The sequence below is a fragment of the Dysgonomonas sp. GY617 genome, from assembly GCF_015233815.1.
Taxonomy (GTDB): domain Bacteria; phylum Bacteroidota; class Bacteroidia; order Bacteroidales; family Dysgonomonadaceae; genus Dysgonomonas_A.
In genome coordinates this window covers 336,598-358,322 of record NZ_JADCLR010000029.1, presented here as the reverse complement: position 1 = coordinate 358,322, position 21,725 = coordinate 336,598, and the positions used below count along the sequence as shown (strand labels likewise).

Here is a 21,725-nt window from a genome sequence, read left to right as displayed (position 1 = left end):
AAGTAAAGTCTCAGACCTATTTATCATTTAGGTTGTTGTGGCATATCTGCCTTCTCATCTCTTTCGTTACCTCTTACTTTCTGACCTTTGGTTAAACCTGATTTAACTTCGATATTGATACCATTTGATAGTCCAACTTTTATAAATTGTTTATCAAATACCTGTTTGGGTGTTTCTTGTTTAAGTATATACACAAATGCAGAATCGTTACTGAAAGATACTGTACTCTCTGGTATTGTTAATACACCTTTTGCATTTGCTACAATAATTTGAGCATTGGCACTATATCCTGCACGTATATTTATAGTATCAGTAATCTGAGCAGCAGCTTTTATCTCGAAAAGGATTGCTCCATTCTCTTCAACACCTTTAGGAGCAACATACTCAAGTGATGCGTCAAATTTCTTATTATCAATAGCTCCGATCGACAATTTAATAGGCATTCCGGTATGGATACGTCCTACTTCTGTTTCATCTACTTTACCGATGAAGATCATATCGTTCATGTTTGCAACAGTAGCAATAGTAGTTCCCTCGTTGAAGTTATTAGATTGAATTACCGAGTTACCCACTTTTACAGGTATATCTAAGATCATACCATCTATAGTAGAACGGATCTGAGTATTACTGTATTTAGCGGTTTTCTTAGAGACCCCTGTCCGTATAATATCCAGATTATCTTTTGCATTTTCAGCATCTTCTTGTGCCTTTCTATAATCAGCTTCGGCTTTGTCCATTTCCTCTTTAGCTATTACACCCTTTTCAAATAATTGCTTTTGACGGTTATAATCAGCATTAGATAAATTCTGATTAATTTTAGCAATATTCAATTGAGATTCGGCAGCACTCAACGATGCAGATTCGGGAACAACTTGTATGGTAGCAATTACTTCTCCCGCTTTCACATAGTCACCAGCTTCTTTAAGAACCGTTTCTATAATACCTGCAATTTGCGGCTTAATAAGAACTTCGTCACGAGGAGAGACTTTTCCTGTAGCAACAGTAGCATTCTCAATATCCCCTTCTACAACCTCTACTATTTCATAAATAACCTCCTTCGGTTGGCTCTTTTGCCAAAGGAAAACAAAGATGCCAACAACTACAACTGCGATAAGAACTACTCCAAGTATACTGAAGATTTTCTTCACAGGACTTTTCTTTTTTGCGCTACTTTCCATATTTATTTGATGTTTATTTTTTTGCTTTTAAGGTTGTAAACCTGCTTCTTTTTATTTTATATATCCGTATTATATTGTACTTATCTATTCTTCTCGAATTGCATCGATTGCCTTAATATTCAGAGCTCGTAAAGCAGGTATCAATCCGGCAAACAAACCCGAAACAATAAGTATTGTCATCGAAATGATAGCTGTTCCGAAGGATATAAACGGAGGTATAAAGAACATATCGTCACTAGCTCCTCCCCTCATTGCTGTACTTATCATTTCCAAGATAACCACGCCCCAAAACAAGCCTCCAAATCCCGCAATGAAAGTGAGAACAAAACTCTCACTTACAATTTGAGATACAATTGCAACAGGTTTTGCTCCCAATGCACGACGCACCCCAATCTCTCGGGTTCGCTCACGTACAGTAACCAGCATAATATTACTTACACCAATAATACCCGAAAGTAAAGACCCTAACCCGACAATCCAGATAAGGGATCTTATGCCCAGAAATAAGTTGGCAAAAGTTTTAAACTCCTTTTCTATATTAAAGCTTCGCACAGCTTTCTCATCATTAGGAGCAATATTATGATTCGTTTTCAAAATTGTTTTAATTTGATCTTCCAAAACCGAAACTGCCATTCCGGGTTTAGCCGTAGCCCCTAGAAAGTGGATAACATCCCCTTGGTTAAAAGCTTTTTGCATAGTAGAGAATGGTATAAAAACCGAAGTTTCGGCATCTCCTCCAATCTGAGCCTTCGAGTTGGGACGAATTACCCCCACTACTTGAAAATATATACCATTCACCCGAATATACGCTCCAATAGGATCTTGACCACTATCGAACAAGTTTTCAGCAACTGTTTTACCAATCAAGGCAACCTTACTGACATTACGAATATCTAAATCATTAAATAATCGCCCTTTCAATATAGTCTGAGTTTGTATTTTGAATTGATCGGGGTAAACGCCCATTACCTGAGCCGATGTTGATTTACGACCAATTACCACATTCTTCGAAGAGCTTTCGCCAAATAACATTGGCGAGATATATTCAAGAGCCGTAGCCTTTTGTTTAATAATTTCGAGATCTCTATTATTCATATTCCACCAACGCCCCTTGCGAAAACCTTTGTAAGGCTCGCTTGTTACATTCGTAAAAAAGAAGCCCGAGTTAGTTGCAAAACCTTTTACGTTTTTCGCCATACCTCCCTCTAGAGCATTACCTGCACCTATAAGAATGACTAACATTAAGATCCCCCAAAAAACTCCAAAGCCGGTCATCACACTTCGCATTTTGTTTGCGGTGATGGTATTCCATATTTCCTGCCACTTATCTAAATCGAACATAGTCTACTATTTCTTTTTTATTTTTATTCGGAACGCATAGCTTCGATAGGACTAATACTAACAGCCCTTTTAGCAGGAATATAGCCTGCAAATACTCCAGAGACAATCAATACGGCAGTTGCTGCTAAAACAATACCCAGATCGACAGTAGGATCTTTGAAAATACTAGGTCCTCCATCCCCAGAAGCAGGAGCCATCTCCATTCCCTCACTAATCAACTCGGTAAGTCCGACACCAAATACCATTCCTATATAACCAAATGAGGTGGTTATGATTATCGACTCCAATAATACGAGTTTCAATATAGAATAGGGATTTGCTCCGATTGCTTTTCTAATACCAAATTCGCGAGTACGCTCCTTTACTGTTATAAGCATAATATTACCTACGCCTACAATACCTGCAATAAGAGAGGCAATACCCACAATCCAAATAAACATGGTTATTCCACCAAATATAGCCTCGGTTTGCACTGCATCTTCTGCAGTATTCCAAATCCAGATGGCAGATTTATCTTCGGGATCGAAATTATGCAGAGCGCCTAATTTTTCTCTTAATCTTTTAATGAAAGCTTCGTTCTCGGGCATTGTATTAAGCCCTTTTACTGTAAAATCGAGCCTATCTACATTGTAGCCTTTTCCGTAAAGACTTTGAGCTGTAGAAAATGGGACATAAGAGGGAACATTGGTACGTCCCGTTTCATCTTTATATACACCTACTACTTGATAAGCAATTCCATCGGAAGTTACATACTTGCCCAATGGATCTTCATCTTTAAAAAGAACTTGCTGCATCTCGGTATTAATGACGATAACCTTGCGTCTCTGATCCATATCTATCTGATTGATAAATCGACCTGTTCCTGTAGACATATCAATATTACTAATATAAGCAGCATCAGGATATACACCATTCATTCCCCAAGAACCATATTCTTTTTCAAATGAAATAGTTGATCTTCGTTCGATCTGAGCCGACACATAATCTATCTCAGGAATTTTATTTCGTAGTAAGTCGTAGTCTTTATTATCAAATTTAACTTGTCTATCAACAGGCAAACCTTTATAAGGCATCGAAACATATCCTGTTCCAACACTTACTGCATTTTTTGCCCGACTCGAAAAGTTAGCCGTTATTCCGTTTTTCAACCCATTGCCTGCTCCAAGCAAAACAATAAGCATGAAGATACCCCATGCAATAGAAAATCCCGTCAAAAAAGTACGGAGCTTATTCTTATTGATCGTGGCACCAATTTCTCTTAATGAATCAAAATCAAACATAGATTATTTTTTATTTATCTCGATCGATCCTATTATACCATCTTTTATATGTATCACACGATCGGTAGCATCAGCCACACCCTGCTCGTGAGTTACAATAATCATAGTCATGCCATCAATCTCATTGATTTCGCGAAGCAAACGCATCACATCTTCCGAAGTCTTACTATCTAATGCTCCCGTGGGCTCATCCGCCAGAATAATCTGAGGCTGAGCAATCAAAGCACGAGCTATAGCTACACGCTGTTTTTGTCCTCCCGACAATTCGTTAGGTAAATGTGTAGCATGACTGGCCAACCCCATTTTATCGAGATATTCCATTGCCATTATATTTCTCTTTTTGCGGCTCACCCCTTGATAATATAGCGGAAGAGCTACGTTTTCCAACGCGTTCTTAAATGTTATCAAGTTAAAGGATTGAAAGATAAAACCAATCTTACGATTACGTAGTTCTGCAGCCTTCGACTCACTAAGGTCTTTTATGAGGACATTGTCTAAATAATAGTCGCCGGTATCATAAGTATCCAATATTCCAAGAATATTTAACAAGGTGGACTTACCAGATCCTGAGGCTCCCATTATAGATAGAAACTCGCCTTTATCAACACTCATATCTATACCTTTGAGCACGTGCAAAGGTGAGCCTCCATAGTACGTTTTATTGAGATTTCTTATTTGTATCACTTTAAGTCTGTTTATATGTTTTTAGTAAGCCACACTTCTCTATTAGTATCATTTCGAAAGGAAATATCACAAAGTTCTAAATTATTTTTATTAAGCAAGCTTTTTAAGATTTTTTTTATTACAATAGCTTCTAAAAACTATATTTAATAGTCAAAATAGATGTTTTTAACCTCTCACTACATTGCTCAACATACATAAGACTCCATATTTTATTATTGGTTACAGAAAAATGTTAGTTTTTTTCATGACATCTCTTTTTTATCATATTTAAAATTATTCTTACTTTTTTTCATCCAAAATTCGCTGTATATTTGTAGTATCTTTTTAAAAGTATTAAAAGAACATTTCCACCTTAGAAAACTGTAATGACAGAAGCATTAAAGCACGAATGCGGGATCGCAATGATCCGTCTTTTAAAACCACTTGAATACTATCAGGAAAAGTATGGTACATGGAGGCACGGTCTTAACAAACTGTACCTGCTTATGGAAAAACAACATAACCGAGGACAAGAGGGAGCCGGACTAGCTGTTGTAAAGTTAGACGCACAGCCGGGTACTGAATTTATTTTCAGAGAAAGAGCAACAGGGTCGAGTGCCATTTCCGAAATATTCGGCAATGTACACAACCACTTTGGCAAAATCTCTTCTGAAAACCTCGAAGATCCTCTTTATGCAAAGGAGAACCTCCCTTTTGCCGGAGAACTATTTCTTGGACACCTAAGATATAGCACTACGGGAAAAACTGGATTATCTTATGTACACCCTTTCCTTAGACGTAACAATTGGGCTTCACGCAATCTGGCTCTTGCCGGAAACTTCAACATGACTAATGTTGACGAGTTATTCAACGATTTGGTAAAAGAAGGACAACATCCGCGTGATTATGCTGATACCTTTGTTCTATTAGAATCATTAGGTCATCATCTTGATCGTGAGGTGCAATTTCAATACGACAAATACGGTAAAGACAAAACTGTAAAAGGTACCGATCTTAATAAGCTTATCGAAGAGAATCTAGATATACCATTTATGCTACGTACAGCGAGCGAGAAATGGGATGGAGGATTTGTTATTGGTGGACTTATAGGTTGTGGCGACTCTTTTGTATTCCGTGATCCATGGGGAATTCGTCCAGCATACTATTATATGGATGATGAGATTGTGGTTGTTGCATCGGAACGCCCGGTTATCCAAACAACAATGAATTTAGATGTATCTGATATCAAAGAGCTGGAAGCGGGACAGGCTATCGTTGTAAAAAAAGACGGTCGTGTTATGTTCCCTCAGATATTAGAAAAGAAAGAATCATTTGCACCTTGCTCCTTCGAACGTATTTACTTCTCGAGAGGGTCTGACTCAGATATCTACAGAGAAAGAAAAGAGCTTGGAAAACTGTTACTTCCACGTATCCTAAAATCTATTGATTCGGATCTTCGCAATACTGTATTTTCATTTATTCCAAACACAGCCGAAGTTGCATTTTATGGTATGACCCAAGGCTTGGAAGAATATATGCAGGAAGTAAGATTCAAAAAGATCAGAGAAAAAGGTGAACATGCAACCAATGACGATCTTAAACGAATATTAGCAATGAAAGTTCGCACCGAAAAGGTGGCGATTAAAGATATCAAACTAAGAACTTTTATTTCCGAAGATAAAGGACGTAACGATCTGGCGGCACACGTATACGATGTAACCTACGAGTCGATCCGTCCATACAAAGACAATCTTGTTGTTATAGATGACAGTATAGTTAGGGGAACAACTCTTCAACAAAGTATTATCAAAATGCTAGATAGACTACACCCTAAGAAAATTGTAGTATTGTCTTCATCTCCTCAAATTAGATATCCCGATTGTTATGGTATAGACATGTCTAGGATGAGCGAATTTGCTGCTTTCAGAGCAACAATACAACTTCTAAAAGACAGAAATCTAGAACACATTATTGACGAAGTTTATCAAAAATCGGCAGCACAACGCAATAAGCCGAAAGAAGAAATAGTTAACTATGTAAAGGAAATATATGCACCCTTCACCGAAGAAGAAATATCTTCAAAAATAGCAGAAATGCTAACACCCGAAGGTACAGAAGCAAAAGTAGAAATTGTATTCCAAAGCATTGATAATCTTCACAAAGCATGTCCAAATAACAATGGAGACTGGTACTTCTCGGGTAACTATCCTACTCCGGGAGGAAACCGCATGGTAAACACAGCCTTCCTTAACTATGTTGAAGGTTTAGAAAAAAGATCATACTAATGTAGTAAACTTTAGATAGTACAATTCTATAAAAAAAGCGACAGATTATTCTTCAAGAATACGACTGTTGCTTTTTTTCGTATTAACACATTCTAATTTTGCATAAAACTGCATCTATTTAGTATTTAATACACAAAAAATTGTCTATCTTTGTATGATTATTTCTCAGCAATCACTTTGTATAGCTAAAACACTATTATACATGAAGATATTGGTAATAAACGGACCTAATTTAAACTTATTAGGAAAACGTGAACCTTCAATATATGGCAATACTACATTTGACATGTATTTTGCCGAATTGGTTTCATTATATACTGATAGTTGCAAATTATTCTATTACCAATCTAATCACGAAGGCGATCTGATAGATAAAATACATGAAGTCGGATTTGAATATGATGGTATTGTAATGAATGCGGGAGCATACACCCATACCTCAATAGCACTGCATGATGCAATAAAAGCGGTAACCACTCCGGTTATAGAGGTGCATATCTCTAACATACATGCAAGAGAAGAGTTTCGTCACAAATCGATGATAGCACCAGCCTGCAAAGGGGCAGTAGTCGGACTGGGACTCGAATCCTACAAATTAGCGATTGAATACATTATTAGAAATACAAAATAATTATTATAATTAAAAACTACTTTTATGTTTAAGAAAACGAAAATTGTTGCAACAATTTCAGACATGCGTTGTGATGTTGATTTCATCCAGTCGTTGTACAACGAAGGGATCAACGTAGTTAGAATGAACTCGGCTCACATGACAGAAGAAGGATTCGTTCAAGTAATCAGCAACGTACGTGCAGTATCAAAGACTATTGGTCTTATGATGGACACTAAAGGTCCTGAGATCCGTACAACTGCAACTGAGTCTGGTGAGAAGATTGTTGTAAAAACAGGTGATAGACTGAAAGTTATCGGAGACATCAATGTAAAATCTACTCCAGAACAAGTAGCTGTATCATACCCAAGTATCGTAAAAGATGTTCCTGTAGGAAATCTTCTTCTTATCGACGATGGTGAAACTGCTCTTAAAGTAATCGAAAAAGGAAATGACTATCTTCTTGTAGAAGTTCAAAATAACGGAACAATTGGTAGCCGTAAAAGCGTAAACATCCCTGGTGTAAGCGTAAACTTACCTTCAATCACTGAGAAAGATAAAAAATGTATTGAAATCGCTATCAAATACGGAGCTGACTTCATTGCACACTCTTTCGTAAGACATAAAGAAGACGTTCTTGACGTTCAAAAAATATTAGATGCTCACAACAGTGACATTAAGATCATTGCAAAAATCGAAAATCAAGAAGGTGTTGATAACATCGACGAAATTTACGAACATGCTTATGGTGTAATGGTTGCTCGTGGAGACTTAGGTATCGAAGTTCCTCAAGAAAACATCCCAGGAATCCAACGTTTGTTGATCCGTAAAGCAATCGAATATAAAAAACCGGTTATCGTTGCGACTCAAATGTTGCACACTATGATCGAAAACCCACGTCCAACACGTGCTGAAGTTGCCGATATTGCAAATGCAGTATATTACGGAACTGACGCTGTGATGTTGAGTGGTGAGACTGCTTATGGTAAATATCCAGTTGAAGCTGTTCGCACAATGGCTCAAGTAGCTCGTGCTGCTGAAATCTCTAAATTAGAAGAGAACATTATTCCTGTTCCATTCAAAGATTCAGAATACGATAATACTTCATTCCTTGCTAAACAAGCTGTTAAATCAGTAAACCAACTTGGTGTTAAAGCAATTATTACTGATAGTGTAACTGGACGTACTGCACGTACATTAGCTGCTTTCCGTAGCAAAAACCCAGTATTCGCAATCTGTAACAAAGAAGAAGTAGCTCGTTACCTTTCTGTTTGCTATGGTGTTGATGCTCGTTTCCAAGAGGATACCGGTTATACAACTAACAAACACAAACAATATTTCTTGAAAGCATTAAAAAATCTTACTGAAGCTAAATCTGTTAGCAAAGAAGATACTGTTGCATATTTAAGCGGAAGCTTCACTGAAGGTGGAGGTACATCTTTCCTTGAAATCAACAACGTAGGAAAAGTGCTTGAAGCTGGTGACAAATATGACGTTCCAGTAGAATAATATTGCAACTTTGTATAGAAACAAAATAGCATAACTGCAACTGATGAGATAATAGCGATATAACAATCGCCTATTATCTCATTCGTTTTTAGTATCCCATTCACATGCAAATAAGAGAATATATTCCGGAAGATTCTTCCTACTTGACTAAAATATTATATCTGGCAGTACATAATATCCCCACCGATATATATACTAGTGAGCAGCAAAATGCATGGGCACCCATTTCAATTCTTGAGCAGAATCTCAATCTGACTAAAACTTGGGTCTGCCTTATTGATGATACAATCGCAGGATTTATAGATTTCATCCTTTCAAAGGGACACATCAATTATTTATATACTCACCCCGATTATCAACGTAAAGGAGTTGCGTCTTTATTATATAAAAAAGTAGAGGCTGAAGCCATGAAACTGCAAATAGAAAAACTGACAACAGATGCTTCGAAAGTAGCACTTCCATTTTTCTTACATAAAGGATTTACTTTAGAAAGAGAAAACATTGTAGAACGAAAAGGCGTAGAAATGATTAATTTTACCGTCAGTAAGATTATCATATAAAAAGTATGGAGCAAGACAATATAGAACAATACATCCTATCGCATATAGATGAAGAGGGCGAATTATTGAGAAATCTCAACCGAGATGCTCATGTAAACTTGCTTCGTCCACGTATGATATCGGGACATCTGCAAGGAAGACTTTTGAAAATGTTTTGTAGAATTGTACAACCTAAATATATTCTGGAAATAGGAACATACACTGCATATGCAACCCTATGTTTGGCAGAGGGAGCTGATGATAATGCAGAAATCCATACGATAGAAGTTAATGATGAATTGGAGGATTTCATCATGAAACACCTACATAAATCGAAACTCAAAGACAAGATACACTTACATATTGGCGATGCAATACAAATAATCCCAACAATAGATTGTATCTTTGACCTTGTATTTATAGATGCCAACAAGCGGCATTACTGCGAATATTATGATTTGATATTCGACAAAGTACGTTCGGGAGGTTTAATCATAGCCGATAATACCCTTTGGGATGGGAAAGTTTTAGAAACCCCTCACCCCACCGACAAACAAACAATAGGCATACAAGCATTTAATGACATGCTTGAAAAAGATAACAGAGTGGAGAAAGTTATATTACCAATTCGGGATGGACTGACTCTAATTTGGAAAAAATAAGGTCTCAGACCTTTTTATCACTTTGGCGAAAAAGACAGCCAAACACAATTATAATTATAAAATGTAGTAATAGAATTGAGTATTACTGAACTAGGAAACATTCAAGATATACATAAAAAAAATGGAAACAACCAGACAACAAAAAATAAACAGACTGATCCAAAAAGAATTGGGTGAAATTTTCTTATTACAAACTAAAGCTATGCCCGGAATATTGGTATCGGTTAGTGGTGTAAGAATTAGTTCTGATTTAAGTGTAGCAAAAGCTTACTTAAGTATTTTCCCTTCTGAGAAAGGACCCGAATTATTAGTAAACATCAAGACTAATGTGAAAGCAATACGCTACGATTTGGGACAACGCTTAGGGAAACAACTACGCATTATTCCTTCACTGGTATTTTACATAGATGATTCATTGGATTATCTGGAGAATATCGACAGATTATTAAAACCTGAAGATAAGAAAGAAACCGAAGAGTGAATCTATCTTTTTACATAGCACGCCGATATTTATTCTCCAAGAAATCGCATAATGCAATTAATGTGATTTCGATGATTTCGGTGTGCGGAATAGCTATTGCTACTTTGGCAATGGTATGTACTCTTTCTATATTTAACGGGTTTACTCAACTCGTATCGAACTCTTTTAGTGTGATTGATCCTACTTTGCAAATTTCTCCTGCAAAAGGAAAAGTATTTGACCCCTCCGATCCTAATATTCAAATAATAAAGCAGCTACCCGAAATAGAAGTCATATCCGAGACTATTGAAGAACATGCCTTAGTGAGGTATGGAGAGAGACAAGACCCGGTTTTAATAAAAGGAGTGTCGGACAACTTCAAAAAAATGGCAGATATAAACCGAATTACAATAAATGGTGTTTTTGCCCTGAAAGAAGGCGATGTAGATTATTGTGTGGCGGGAGTTGGACTGGCTATGAATTTGGGATTAAGAGCAGATAATATCACCCCACTAGAGATATACTCTCCCAAGCGAGATGTAAAAATACAATTAGCTAATCCTTCAAGTGCATTCACACAAGTATATGCTTACCCTTCGGGAATCTTTTCTCTTAATCAGGCTAAGTACGATGAACAAATGTTGATTGTATCACTTAGTCTGGCACGACAACTTTTCAGATACGACAAAGAAGTTACATCATTAGACCTAAAACTAAAGGATGATGCTTCGGTGGATAACGTACAAAGTAAAATTCAAAATATACTTGGTGATAGCTTTATTGTAAAAAATAGGTTTGAGCAACAGGCAGACTCATTCCGAATGGTGAATATCGAAAAGTGGGTAACATTCCTTATACTTGCTTTTATCCTCATTATTGCAGTCTTTAATGTTGTGGGATCATTATCTATGCTGATAGTAGACAAGCACGATGACATTAAAATACTACAAAATATGGGAGCAAATAACAAACTGATCTCACGAATTTTCCTAATAGAAGGATGGCTTATTTCGATGACAGGGGCTATCATCGGGCTCATCCTAGGGCTTACACTTTGTCTTTTACAAGAGCATTTAGGTCTACTTAAACTAGGACAAACTCCTGGCACCTTTGTAGTTGATGCCTACCCCGTCTCAGTTTTGGCTTCCGATATATTATTTATATTCGTCACAGTTAGTCTTATAGGATTTTTAATTGTTCTATATCCCGTAAACACTTTGAAGAAGAAATTAAATACATATTCTTAACTGACAAGTAAATAGATTATCACAATGTTCAAATTGTTCACTTTTTAATGTTAAAAAAAGGTTAACTTTTTATTTTTTTACTATATCTTTGCACCAAAATATTCAAACCGAGTATCTAGACTTACAGGTTAAATAAACATATGAAGAATAACTTATTCGACAGATTTGTTCCAAAAGAAAACAAATTCTTTCCACTACTCAGTCAAATGGCTGATGTTATCCTAACGGCTTCTGATTTAATCATTGGATGTGTACAAGCAAAAAACCATGAAGAAGCAGTTGAGTTATACAAAAAAGTAAAAGATCAGGAACGTCGCGGAGATAAACTCCAAGCGAAGATTTTTGAAGAGTTAAACAACACGTTTATTACTCCATTCGACAGAGAAGATATCAACACACTGTCGAGCAGGCTGGATGACGTAATTGATCACATCAATAGTTGTGCTAAAAGAATCATGCTGTACAGCCCGAAAGTGATGCCCGAGAGTGCTAAATTACTAGCTCTATTGGTTCGTGAATCGGCTGAATACTTGACTAAAGCTATTGACGAGCTTGATGTTTTAAAGAAAAACCCTACAAAGGTTAGAGAGTATTGTAATAAATTACATGAAATAGAATCTAAAGCGGACGATGTGTATGAGCATTTCCTCATCGATCTTTTCGAGAATGAAAAAGATGCTATTGAAGTAATAAAGTTGAAGGATATCCTACATGAGCTTGAAAAAGCAACTGACACTCAAGAGGCTGTTGGTAAAATAATAAAGACTATCATCGTCAAATACTCATAAAATAAAGCAAATCAATGACGCTATTAATTATTATTATTGTTCTTGCTATTATTTTTGATTACATAAATGGTTTTCACGATGCTGCAAACTCTATTGCAACCGTAGTGTCAACTAAGGTCCTTACCCCTACTCAAGCTGTTATCTGGGCAGCATTCTTTAATTTCGTTGCCTATTTTATTGCGAAACATATTATTGGAGGATTCGGTATAGCAAACACAGTTGCAAAAACAGTAGATTTGTCTAATATCGCATCGCCTTCGCATGTTATCATAGCAGGATTGGTTGCAGCAATTACATGGAACCTTATCACTTGGTGGCTTGGTATTCCTTCCTCATCTTCGCATACTCTTATCGGAGGATTTGCGGGTGCTGCTATTGCAGGAGGTGGACTTAAAGCTGTTCATTTAGATACAGTTGGTGTAATAGCATTATTCATCGTCGTTGCTCCTTTAATAGGTATGATCGGTGGTAATATTATTACAATAATTACCCTTCATGCAATGAAGAAAGTAAAACCGGGCAAAGCCGACAGATGGTTTAAAGGATTGCAACTTATATCATCAGCTTTACTTAGTATTGGGCACGGACTGAATGATTCTCAAAAAGTAATGGGTATTATAGCTGCGGCACTTATTGCCAATCAGGGTATACCTGAACTTCCTCATTGGATGGCTATGTCTGACATGAACGAAATGCATGATTGGATTCCGTTGGTTTGTTTCTCTGCTATTGCAGTAGGTACTATGTCAGGAGGATGGAAAATCATGAAGACTATGGGTAACCGTATCACTAAGATAACTCCTGTTGAAGGCTTTTGTGCACAAACTGCAGGTTCTATTACTCTATTCATTTCTGAAATGTTACACATTCCGGTAAGTACTACTCACGTTATCACAGGTAGTATCATGGGTGTAGGAGCAGTTAAGCGACTATCAGCAGTTAGATGGGGTGTAACCAAAGATCTATTGGTTGCGTGGATTATAACTATTCCGGTAAGTGCTCTTATGGCTGGATTCGTATATTGGATATTGACTCTTTTCTTCTAATACTAGAGTTCTTATTTCTAAGAAGGAAACTTAAAGATATACCGAAAAGGGGAGATTTTACAATCTTCCCTTTTTAATTTTAAATAGCGTGATACAGTTCATTTAGATATGATAATGCTTCATCCTATTTGATGATTCTTTCTCTTATAACATCAAATGGTTGCCTTTAAAGTCATATCAAACCAACGCTCCATACCTTTATGCCAATTAAAATACAGATCTTGATTCATACAGACACAAAAAAAACGGTTTCAATTGATTGAATTGAAACCGTTTTATATTTTGTTCTATGGCTATTTCACTAACCATTTTTAGACTATCTACCTTTTAGTTCTCTGTTGTTTCTGTCCCCGGACTTCTCAGATCTGGATTTGCTAGAAACATACATCCTCTGGCATTGGTGTGATAATACAAAACATAAGGACCACAAGTAGCATCTGTTATCGTAAGACGCATATATCTGCGCGAAGGATTCGCTTGTGTACTTGTAAATACATAAGTTGTGGAAGTGGATTTAAATATCGGATTTGTCTCTCCAGCGATATCGTACCAAACTCCTGTACCTAAATTACTACTATTATATGCCCATTGGTATGTAAAGTTTTCACTTCCTCCGGTAGCAGCCTCTCCTAGCATAATTGCCTGATAGACACAGAATGTTGCTTCTTGAGTTTTTCCATGCAGATCGGCAACACTTACAGGGTCATACACTGAAATATCGATAGTATCTTTAACTGTTACACCACATGTTGTACTGGTAATTTCTACTATATACAATCCCTCTTCTTGGGGTGACGCATTAGGTATTACAGGATTTTTTTCCGTTGAGGTAAATCCATTCGGACCTGTCCACTTATATGTTGCATTAGTAACTGTAAATCCATTGAGACTAATAGGGCTACCATAACATACCGGAGTTTGCCCGTAAGCTAAGGCTGTTCTGTCTAATGAAACAAGTGTAACTTGCTGATTAAAAGCATTTCCACATCCATCTGAAATACGCACTGTATACGTCTCGTTGGCTATACCAAAATTACCGAGATCAATTTCATGGTCAGAAGTCATAGGTTCTGTCAGTCGTATTGTATTTGTCTCATCATAAACCGTATAAGTATACGGTAATACTCCGTTGGTAGCCTTTAGGGTTAGATACCCGGTATCACCCGAAGGACAAGAGTATGCACTTGTTCTGTCTCTGTCTAAAGCCAACGGCACTGGATTATAGACTATAGTATCTAACTTTATGGTACACCCTGAAATACTGTTTGATGTCATCATCCCCAGAATATAGGTACCTGCTGTAGTAAGCAAGAAAGAGTCATTGCTTGCACTGGATATCACTTTGGTGTTGGCTGCACTTCCGGACGGCACCTGAGTCATGCGGAAATAAACGGTACTCAAAGGGTTTCCATTATTAGAAATGACACCTGTAGGAAAGAGATTCATACCCATACAATCCCGCACGGTGGTATAAGTCAGTTTATCTCCAGTATACCCTCCTGCAATATTATTTCGTACCGTAAAAGTTTCACCACAAGATACAATTGTAGCAGTATACTCACCTGCAGGCATATAGGCTTCAGGAGTATAGTGGTAAGCACCATCAACATTATATGGATAAGTATAAGAATACCCTGCATACCCAGCCGGACCTGTAATTGTTATTGTTGTACCAGCTTTAAAACTTCTAGCACGAGCTCCGGTAGAGATAGATAATTGCCCTCTATTATCGAAACATGTAGAAGTCGCGTATTTTGTCATTGTGAAAGCGATAGGAAGAACATCTGCTCTATTCTGAAATGTAGTAGTAGAAACTGTACGATTATCCCAATTAGGGAAAACAACAGTAACTGTATATGTTACTCCGTACTGGAAATTATCAATTGTTCCACTTGTTCCAGTTGTCACCGTATCCGATTTAATTACATTTCCAGAGCCATCAGTTACCGTCAGATAGTGGGGTGAGAGCGATTGCCCATCACATGGAGTACCACCTAGAGAATAAACTCTTTTGTAACTGTCGCAGCTATTGTATTCAGGCCAAGTAGCTATAGAATTAAGCGAGATTGTTGGCAACGCAGACGTTGGAGTAGCACCGGTCATCGGATAATTAGTTTGTATTTTATATCCGGAAGCATCGGTTATATTCAAGTACTGGTCGTCTCCTGGGTTACAATCCCATGAGAAATTTGGATCTGTAAATAAATAATTAGCATTAGAATATTTTACATCTCCAGTCACCCTGTCAGTTATAGTAATAGTTAATGGATAACACCATACATGGTAGTAAGGATAGCTACTTTTCGAATAATTAAAAAAATAGTTTCTAACTCCTGAACATATATTCGTAGTCGAAGTTACACTTGTATTATTCTGATTGTTTGTAACATACGATACTATAGCAGAGGGGCAACTTTTTATCCTTGTATATACAGTTAAAGAATTTGCAGTGTAAAAGTCGGATACTTTCCTCGGACTAAGATCAACTAAATCTCGATATGTAGCACTAGAGCCAGAAAAGTATCTTACTCGAAACCAATTTTCCTCTTTTGGCATTTCTCCCACTGGTGCTACCCCGTACTCTAAAAGTCCATCATACATGTACCGATACCAGTCTGGATAAGAAGCCACAGGTGTATAATAATAATATGGCTGGGCATAAATTTTTGAGCAGTCCGTTCCATCTCCATATACATTAAAGAGATTAGAACTATTTGATCCGGAAGGAACAGCCGTAAGTTCTTCTATTATAAATGATGTAGCAGCAGTGTAACAACCATCGTTAACAGCCACCGTATATGTACCGGCAGGCCAGGTACCATCTAGTAAGTAACGCCAGCCGGCAGCAGCTGAACCACTGGTTGCCTTGGTAGCACCTACTGTTTGTGGTACTGTTACTCCTGTGGGAGCTGATGTGATCGTAAAAGTAGGCATATCAGTCTGATTACCGTTTTCAAGATTTACTACTATCAGTCCGGTACTACAACCTATATATGATTTACGTGAAGTCATCACAGATGCTGTATTAGCACTAGTACCTTGAGCAACAAACGACAACCGTGGTTCTTGATAAGAACCTGTAACTACAACATTATTAATAGTACGCACAATGCTTTCGCCGGTTATACTATTACAGAAACCTGCAGCTTCGAGATTATAGTTTCCCGGAGGCAGGTTCGTAAATACATTAGTGCTAACAGGTCCTATAGAAAGGCTTCCTGTTGTTGATCTCAGTGAGTATTGTTTATTTACCAGTTTATCTGCCGACGCACCGGCGAAGTTAATCGTGATAGTTCCGTTACTCTGACAAGTAGAAGGAGTCACAACAGCAGAGGCTGTAACATCGTTACAATCCTGAGCATATATGCTGGGAATGAAGAGTGTAAAACTCAAAAATAGATAAAGTAACTTTTTCATTGCTGATTTTCTGCTTTTAAGGTTTTACATAAATCATTTCGCACTTTCCTACCAGTGTTTGTCCCGGATAGTTAGAAGAGCCGTAAATAATCTGGTCGAAAGTCATTGTCAATTGATTACCCGATTGTCGGATGGTATATTCCGGAATATGAGATCCACTGATTGTCTCGGTAGCCTTCTTTTCGTCTAGGAAAAATCCTACGATTTCCTCCTTTTCGGGTAAAGCTTCCGATAGCGTCAATACATTAGATTCAGTATCTAGATTATACCTATTACCATTATCTAAAAGTTCTACCGACGTAATTCTATCACCTTCTAACATCACTGATTTAAAAACCGGTATTAGAGGAAAATTCCATTCATAAGAAACAATCTGTGCAGAATCATTTAGACTCTTCTCTAAAACCAAAGCCTTAGAATCATAATCGCGAATGTTCAATACTACTTTGTCTAAACTATAAACATCCTGCGAATACACAGCCGAAGTTGCTAGACAAACTATAATAAATATCAATAGTTTTTTCATTTTTCTTTCAACATTATATTCATAAATGTTTTCTCTGATACACTATAATCTGCAACAATGCTATAACTTAACACTCCTGCCGTAGATACAGAGACAGAAGTATATACTGAGGGATCATAGTAAAGAATAAAGTAATCGAGTGCAGAAGCTGCCGCTGCCACAGATAAAGCAGCCGAAGAAATACTCTTAGCCACTGGAGTACCATACTGATTTTTATAAAGGTTGAACAGATTAACTGTAAAAACTCCATTAGAGTATGTGTAGTATGTAGTATTGGGCAAAGCATCGCCTTTAATAGGTAGGACTACCGAGGGCATATAAAATTGCGGTTTTTTAACTCCCGAAAGAGGAATCCACAAACCCGAATTTGCTCCTGCTCCATTATTTGCTGCAGCATCGTAATAGTAGTACCCGGATGCTGTTATATTCAAAGTTTTACCGGCAGGCGCTGTAGCCGCATCTGTAACATATACGATAGCTCCATTTTGTGCCGCTACGTATAGTGCGTTTTTATCCGCCAACTGGTCTCCTGTCAATCGGGGTGCGATAAATCCTTCGGCAGTAGTAGCACCTGTGCTTCCTGCTACCACATCGAGAGTAGCTACAGGATTATCAGTATTTATTCCCACCTGCGCAAACATAAAACTGTTCACACAAAAAAGTGAGATTAGCGATAAATATAGTCTTAACCTTTTCATTGTTAGCTGAGTTTTTATTGTTGTTGTTTTTATTTTTCTCTGAATACTATATTCATAAATGTTTTTTCCGTTGGGGTATATCCAGTTAGAAGATAGTATGTCAATATACCAGCTGCACTTACTGAAACCGAATAATACACAGTAGTGTCGTAATAGAGTACAAAGTAATAGTAGTCACTTGCTGCTGTTCCTGTTCGCAAAGAAGATATGGGATTACTTGAAGCTTTAGGACTACCCAATTGCTCTTTATAAAGATTATACAAATTAACAGTGAACCTATTGGTTGACGGGGCTGTATAATTCACATTATCGGGCAATGTATACATATCAGTAGGTAAAAGAGTCGTCTGAATGTAAAACTGTTCTTTACTCGGGTCAGCAAATGGCACCCATAAACCTACCCCACTTTCGGCCGTAGCATCATAAAAATAATACCCAATGGTTTTCACATTCTTAGTCTTGCCCGTAGTAGCACTCGCTACCTCTGTAACGTATACGAAAGTTGCATTTTGAGCTACCCCATACTGTGCATTTTTGGCTGTTAGTTGATTCCCTGTCAATCGGGGTGCGATAAAACCTTCCACTGTTGAGCCATCGGTAGCAATTGCTGTTACATCTAACGTGGCAGATGAAGTAGTCTTACCTATCCCTACTTGGCTGTATATCGCCATCGAGAATAGAGAGAGTACAATCGAAAAAAACAATTTAACTTTCATCCTAATTTTCATTTATAATTAAACAAACTTTTCTCTAGGTTTGTTGCTAGTGTTATATCCTAATATTGGGGACTTTTATTTCTTAACGTATATAAATACATCCAAGACATTGCCGCAGGCTTCATTTTAACCATTTATATTACATATATTTATCATCGACATACTTTTATTGCCTAGAGAAGAGAGTCACACTAAAAAGTCGAAAAAAAAATCTCGTCCTCATAGTTTCTTTATCTGAAATCCATCCCCAATCTTTCAATTACAGATACTTATGTTGTTGTCTTTAGACTTATTAATATGCAAGAATAGACCTTAATTGTTAAATCAAAGTCTACACAATTGTTATATAGTAAATAAGTTGTTGTCATTCAAGTACTCTAAAGTCCCCCAGACTCCAGTAACACAAAACTAGTATAAATTTATTAAATGACAAAAAAAGCCTAAACCGAATTATGAATTATTGTGCTCTTTCTATAAAAATCTTTACAAAAAGCCTTTTTTCCTCATATTCCGCATCCATTTACGCAAAATACTCTCACAATTATGAATTATTAAAGCAACAGAATGTGTTAAAAGAAAATAGAGGTAAACAGTTTTTTTTCTCAATACCTAGTACGTCTTTTAATACATTTCACTCTTTCGTTTTTATTTATAACTATCTTTGTAAGATATCATTTATATCTATTATGGATTTCAAGATTACCTCAGCATATAAACCCACCGGAGACCAGCCCACAGCCATAAAAGCGTTAGTGGAAGGTATCAATGGTGAGATTCCTCATCAAACACTCTTAGGAGTTACGGGATCAGGAAAAACTTTTACAATAGCTAATGTTATACAAGAGGTTCAAAAACCGACATTAATACTTAGCCACAATAAAACTCTGGCAGCTCAGCTATATAGCGAGTTCAAAGGTTTTTTTCCTGAGAATTCTGTGGAATATTTTGTATCGTACTACGATTACTATCAACCCGAAGCATACATTCCTTCAACCAATACATACATAGAAAAAGACCTCTCTATTAATGACGAAATAGAGAAATTACGATTGGCCACCACATCTGCCCTACTATCGGGACGAAAGGATGTAATCGTTATATCGTCTGTATCTTGTTTGTATGGTATGGGAAATCCGGAGGATTTTGCGAATAACACTATACTTATCGAGAAAGGCAAAAAACTAGTTAGAGATAAATTCTTACGAGATTTAGTTGCTTGTTTATACTCAAGAAATGAAGTAGAGTTTTCGCATGGTAACTTTAGGGTAAAAGGTGACACTGTTGATATATTTCTGGCATATGCCGAAATAATTATTCGTGTTATGTTTTGGGACGATGAAATCGAAAGTATTGAAAGCATCGACCCTCTGACAGGAGCCAGAATAGAACGATTTGAAGAATACCGTATCTATCCTGCTAACCTGTTCGTTACAACAAAGGAAAGAATACACAGGGCAATAGATGAAATATCAATAGACCTTGGTAAACAAGTTGATTTCTTTCAATCGATAGGTAAACCTTTGGAGGCTAAACGTCTTTACGAAAGGGTAACCTACGATTTAGAAATGATTCGCGAAATAGGACACTGCTCCGGAATAGAAAACTATTCGCGCTATTTTGACAATCGTCCTCCCGGTACACGTCCTTTCTGCCTTTTAGACTTCTTCCCCGACGATTATCTGGTAGTAATAGACGAAAGTCACGTTACACTACCTCAGATACGTGCCATGTATGGAGGCGACCATTCGCGAAAAGAAAATCTAGTCGAATATGGTTTTCGTTTACCTGCTGCTATTGATAACAGACCTTTGAAATTTGAAGAATTTGAATCGCTTGTAAAACAGATTATATATGTAAGTGCAACTCCTGCCGACTACGAATTGATTCAATCGGAAGGCGTAGTTGTTGAACAGTTGATACGCCCTACGGGATTATTAGATCCGCCAATTGATATTCGTCCAAGTCTCAATCAGATTGATGATTTAATGGAAGAGATACAGATACGGGTAGATAAGGACGAACGTACGTTGGTAACAACACTTACTAAACGCATGGCCGAAGAGCTTACTACTTATCTGGCTAACAACGGTGTAAAATGTAACTATATCCACTCGGATGTAGACACCTTAGATCGTGTTCAGATTATGGACGATCTCCGCAGCGGAGTATTCGATGTGCTGATAGGTGTCAACTTGCTTCGTGAAGGGCTCGATCTACCTGAAGTTTCGCTTGTAGCCATTTTGGATGCAGATAAGGAAGGTTTTCTTCGATCGCATAGATCTTTAACTCAGACAGTGGGACGTGCTGCCCGTAATGTGAATGGAAAGGTTATTTTTTATGCTGACAAGATTACGAATAGCATGCAGCTAACGATAGATGAAACAAATCGTCGTCGAGAGATTCAGCTGGCTTACAATGAAAAGCATGGAATCACTCCACAGCAAATCAAAAAAGCAAGAGGATCAGCATTGGGAGGCAAAGGAACAGACAACGAGCCTAAACCATATATTGAACCAACTCATATGAATATCGCAGCAGAAGCAAAAGCCGGCTATATATCAGAAACCGATCTGAAGGCTGCTATTGCTAAAACAAAAAAGCACATGACAGAAGCTGCTAAAAAGCTAGACTTCCTCGAAGCTGCTCAATATAGAGATGAAATTATTCAGTTAGAAGATTTACTAAAATCTCACAGCAAGAAATAAAGCATATTTCCAGAAGACATTTTAAAGAGGCTATCCAAAAGGATGCAGCCTCTTT

18 protein-coding genes are annotated in these 21,725 nt (G+C 37.3%); 10 read left to right on the top strand and 8 right to left on the bottom strand.

Features of this window, described 5'->3' with window-relative positions; all coding sequences use genetic code 11:
• Window positions 1–23 precede the first annotated feature (23 nt).
• The 4 genes from IR022_RS17190 to IR022_RS17175 form a co-directional block, all read right to left on the bottom strand.
• Window positions 24–1,178, bottom strand: a complete 1,155-nt coding sequence (locus IR022_RS17190; RefSeq protein WP_050711006.1) for an efflux RND transporter periplasmic adaptor subunit — start codon at window positions 1,176–1,178, stop codon at window positions 24–26.
• An 84-nt stretch (window positions 1,179–1,262) separates the two neighbouring features.
• A complete protein-coding gene (locus IR022_RS17185) occupies window positions 1,263–2,519 on the bottom strand; it encodes an ABC transporter permease (protein WP_050711007.1) in 1,257 nt (418 codons plus the stop codon).
• Window positions 2,520–2,542: 23 nt separating this feature from the next.
• Window positions 2,543–3,799, bottom strand: a complete 1,257-nt coding sequence (locus IR022_RS17180; RefSeq protein ID WP_194204650.1) for an ABC transporter permease — start codon at window positions 3,797–3,799, stop codon at window positions 2,543–2,545.
• 3 nt (window positions 3,800–3,802) lie between these two features.
• Window positions 3,803–4,483 carry an ABC transporter ATP-binding protein gene (locus IR022_RS17175; protein WP_050711009.1) on the bottom strand — a complete coding sequence of 227 codons (681 nt, stop codon included), beginning with the start codon at window positions 4,481–4,483 and terminating at the stop codon, window positions 3,803–3,805.
• Window positions 4,484–4,848: 365 nt separating this feature from the next.
• On the opposite strand from IR022_RS17175, the gene IR022_RS17170 reads away from it, so the two are divergent.
• The 9 genes from IR022_RS17170 (at window position 4,849) to IR022_RS17130 (ending at window position 13,608) form a co-directional block, all read left to right on the top strand.
• Complete coding sequence (locus IR022_RS17170; RefSeq protein WP_194204649.1) at window positions 4,849–6,747, top strand: amidophosphoribosyltransferase; 1,899 nt, start codon at window positions 4,849–4,851, stop codon at window positions 6,745–6,747.
• A gap of 202 nt (window positions 6,748–6,949) precedes the next feature.
• Window positions 6,950–7,378 (top strand): type II 3-dehydroquinate dehydratase, encoded by a 429-nt coding sequence (aroQ, locus tag IR022_RS17165; protein WP_050711011.1) that lies wholly within the window; start codon window positions 6,950–6,952, stop codon window positions 7,376–7,378.
• Between the two features lie 24 nt (window positions 7,379–7,402).
• Window positions 7,403–8,866 (top strand): pyruvate kinase, encoded by a 1,464-nt coding sequence (gene pyk / locus IR022_RS17160; RefSeq protein WP_050711012.1) that lies wholly within the window; start codon window positions 7,403–7,405, stop codon window positions 8,864–8,866.
• 104 nt (window positions 8,867–8,970) lie between these two features.
• Window positions 8,971–9,426 (top strand): GNAT family N-acetyltransferase, encoded by a 456-nt coding sequence (locus IR022_RS17155; protein WP_194204648.1) that lies wholly within the window; start codon window positions 8,971–8,973, stop codon window positions 9,424–9,426.
• Between the two features lie 5 nt (window positions 9,427–9,431).
• Entirely contained in the window at window positions 9,432–10,067 is a 636-nt protein-coding gene (locus tag IR022_RS17150) for an O-methyltransferase (protein ID WP_194204647.1), read from the top strand.
• Between the two features lie 121 nt (window positions 10,068–10,188).
• Complete coding sequence (rbfA, locus tag IR022_RS17145) at window positions 10,189–10,548, top strand: 30S ribosome-binding factor RbfA (protein ID WP_050711015.1); 360 nt, start codon at window positions 10,189–10,191, stop codon at window positions 10,546–10,548.
• Window positions 10,545–11,774 (top strand): ABC transporter permease, encoded by a 1,230-nt coding sequence (locus IR022_RS17140; RefSeq protein ID WP_194204646.1) that lies wholly within the window; start codon window positions 10,545–10,547, stop codon window positions 11,772–11,774. Before rbfA ends, IR022_RS17140 begins: the two co-directional genes overlap by 4 nt.
• Before the next feature lie 140 nt (window positions 11,775–11,914).
• Window positions 11,915–12,562 carry a DUF47 domain-containing protein gene (locus tag IR022_RS17135; RefSeq protein WP_050711017.1) on the top strand — a complete coding sequence of 216 codons (648 nt, stop codon included), beginning with the start codon at window positions 11,915–11,917 and terminating at the stop codon, window positions 12,560–12,562.
• A gap of 14 nt (window positions 12,563–12,576) precedes the next feature.
• Window positions 12,577–13,608, top strand: coding sequence for an inorganic phosphate transporter (locus tag IR022_RS17130; RefSeq protein ID WP_050711018.1), 1,032 nt, complete (start codon window positions 12,577–12,579; stop codon window positions 13,606–13,608).
• A 327-nt stretch (window positions 13,609–13,935) separates the two neighbouring features.
• On the opposite strand, the gene IR022_RS17125 is transcribed toward IR022_RS17130, so the two are convergent.
• Genes IR022_RS17125 through IR022_RS17110 form a run of 4 tightly spaced genes read right to left on the bottom strand, consistent with a single transcriptional unit; the run spans window position 13,936 to window position 18,965 of the window.
• Complete coding sequence (locus IR022_RS17125; protein WP_194204645.1) at window positions 13,936–17,025, bottom strand: hypothetical protein; 3,090 nt, start codon at window positions 17,023–17,025, stop codon at window positions 13,936–13,938.
• A 16-nt stretch (window positions 17,026–17,041) separates the two neighbouring features.
• Window positions 17,042–17,551, bottom strand: coding sequence for a hypothetical protein (locus IR022_RS17120; RefSeq protein WP_194204644.1), 510 nt, complete (start codon window positions 17,549–17,551; stop codon window positions 17,042–17,044).
• Window positions 17,548–18,249, bottom strand: a complete 702-nt coding sequence (locus IR022_RS17115) for a hypothetical protein (RefSeq protein ID WP_157258335.1) — start codon at window positions 18,247–18,249, stop codon at window positions 17,548–17,550. The genes IR022_RS17120 and IR022_RS17115 overlap by 4 nt, the downstream gene beginning before the upstream one ends.
• Window positions 18,250–18,278: 29 nt before the next feature.
• Window positions 18,279–18,965, bottom strand: coding sequence for a hypothetical protein (locus IR022_RS17110; protein ID WP_194204643.1), 687 nt, complete (start codon window positions 18,963–18,965; stop codon window positions 18,279–18,281).
• A 686-nt stretch (window positions 18,966–19,651) separates the two neighbouring features.
• Here IR022_RS17110 and uvrB point away from each other — a divergent pair.
• Window positions 19,652–21,670, top strand: coding sequence for an excinuclease ABC subunit UvrB (uvrB, locus tag IR022_RS17105; protein ID WP_194204642.1), 2,019 nt, complete (start codon window positions 19,652–19,654; stop codon window positions 21,668–21,670).
• Window positions 21,671–21,725 lie beyond the last annotated feature (55 nt).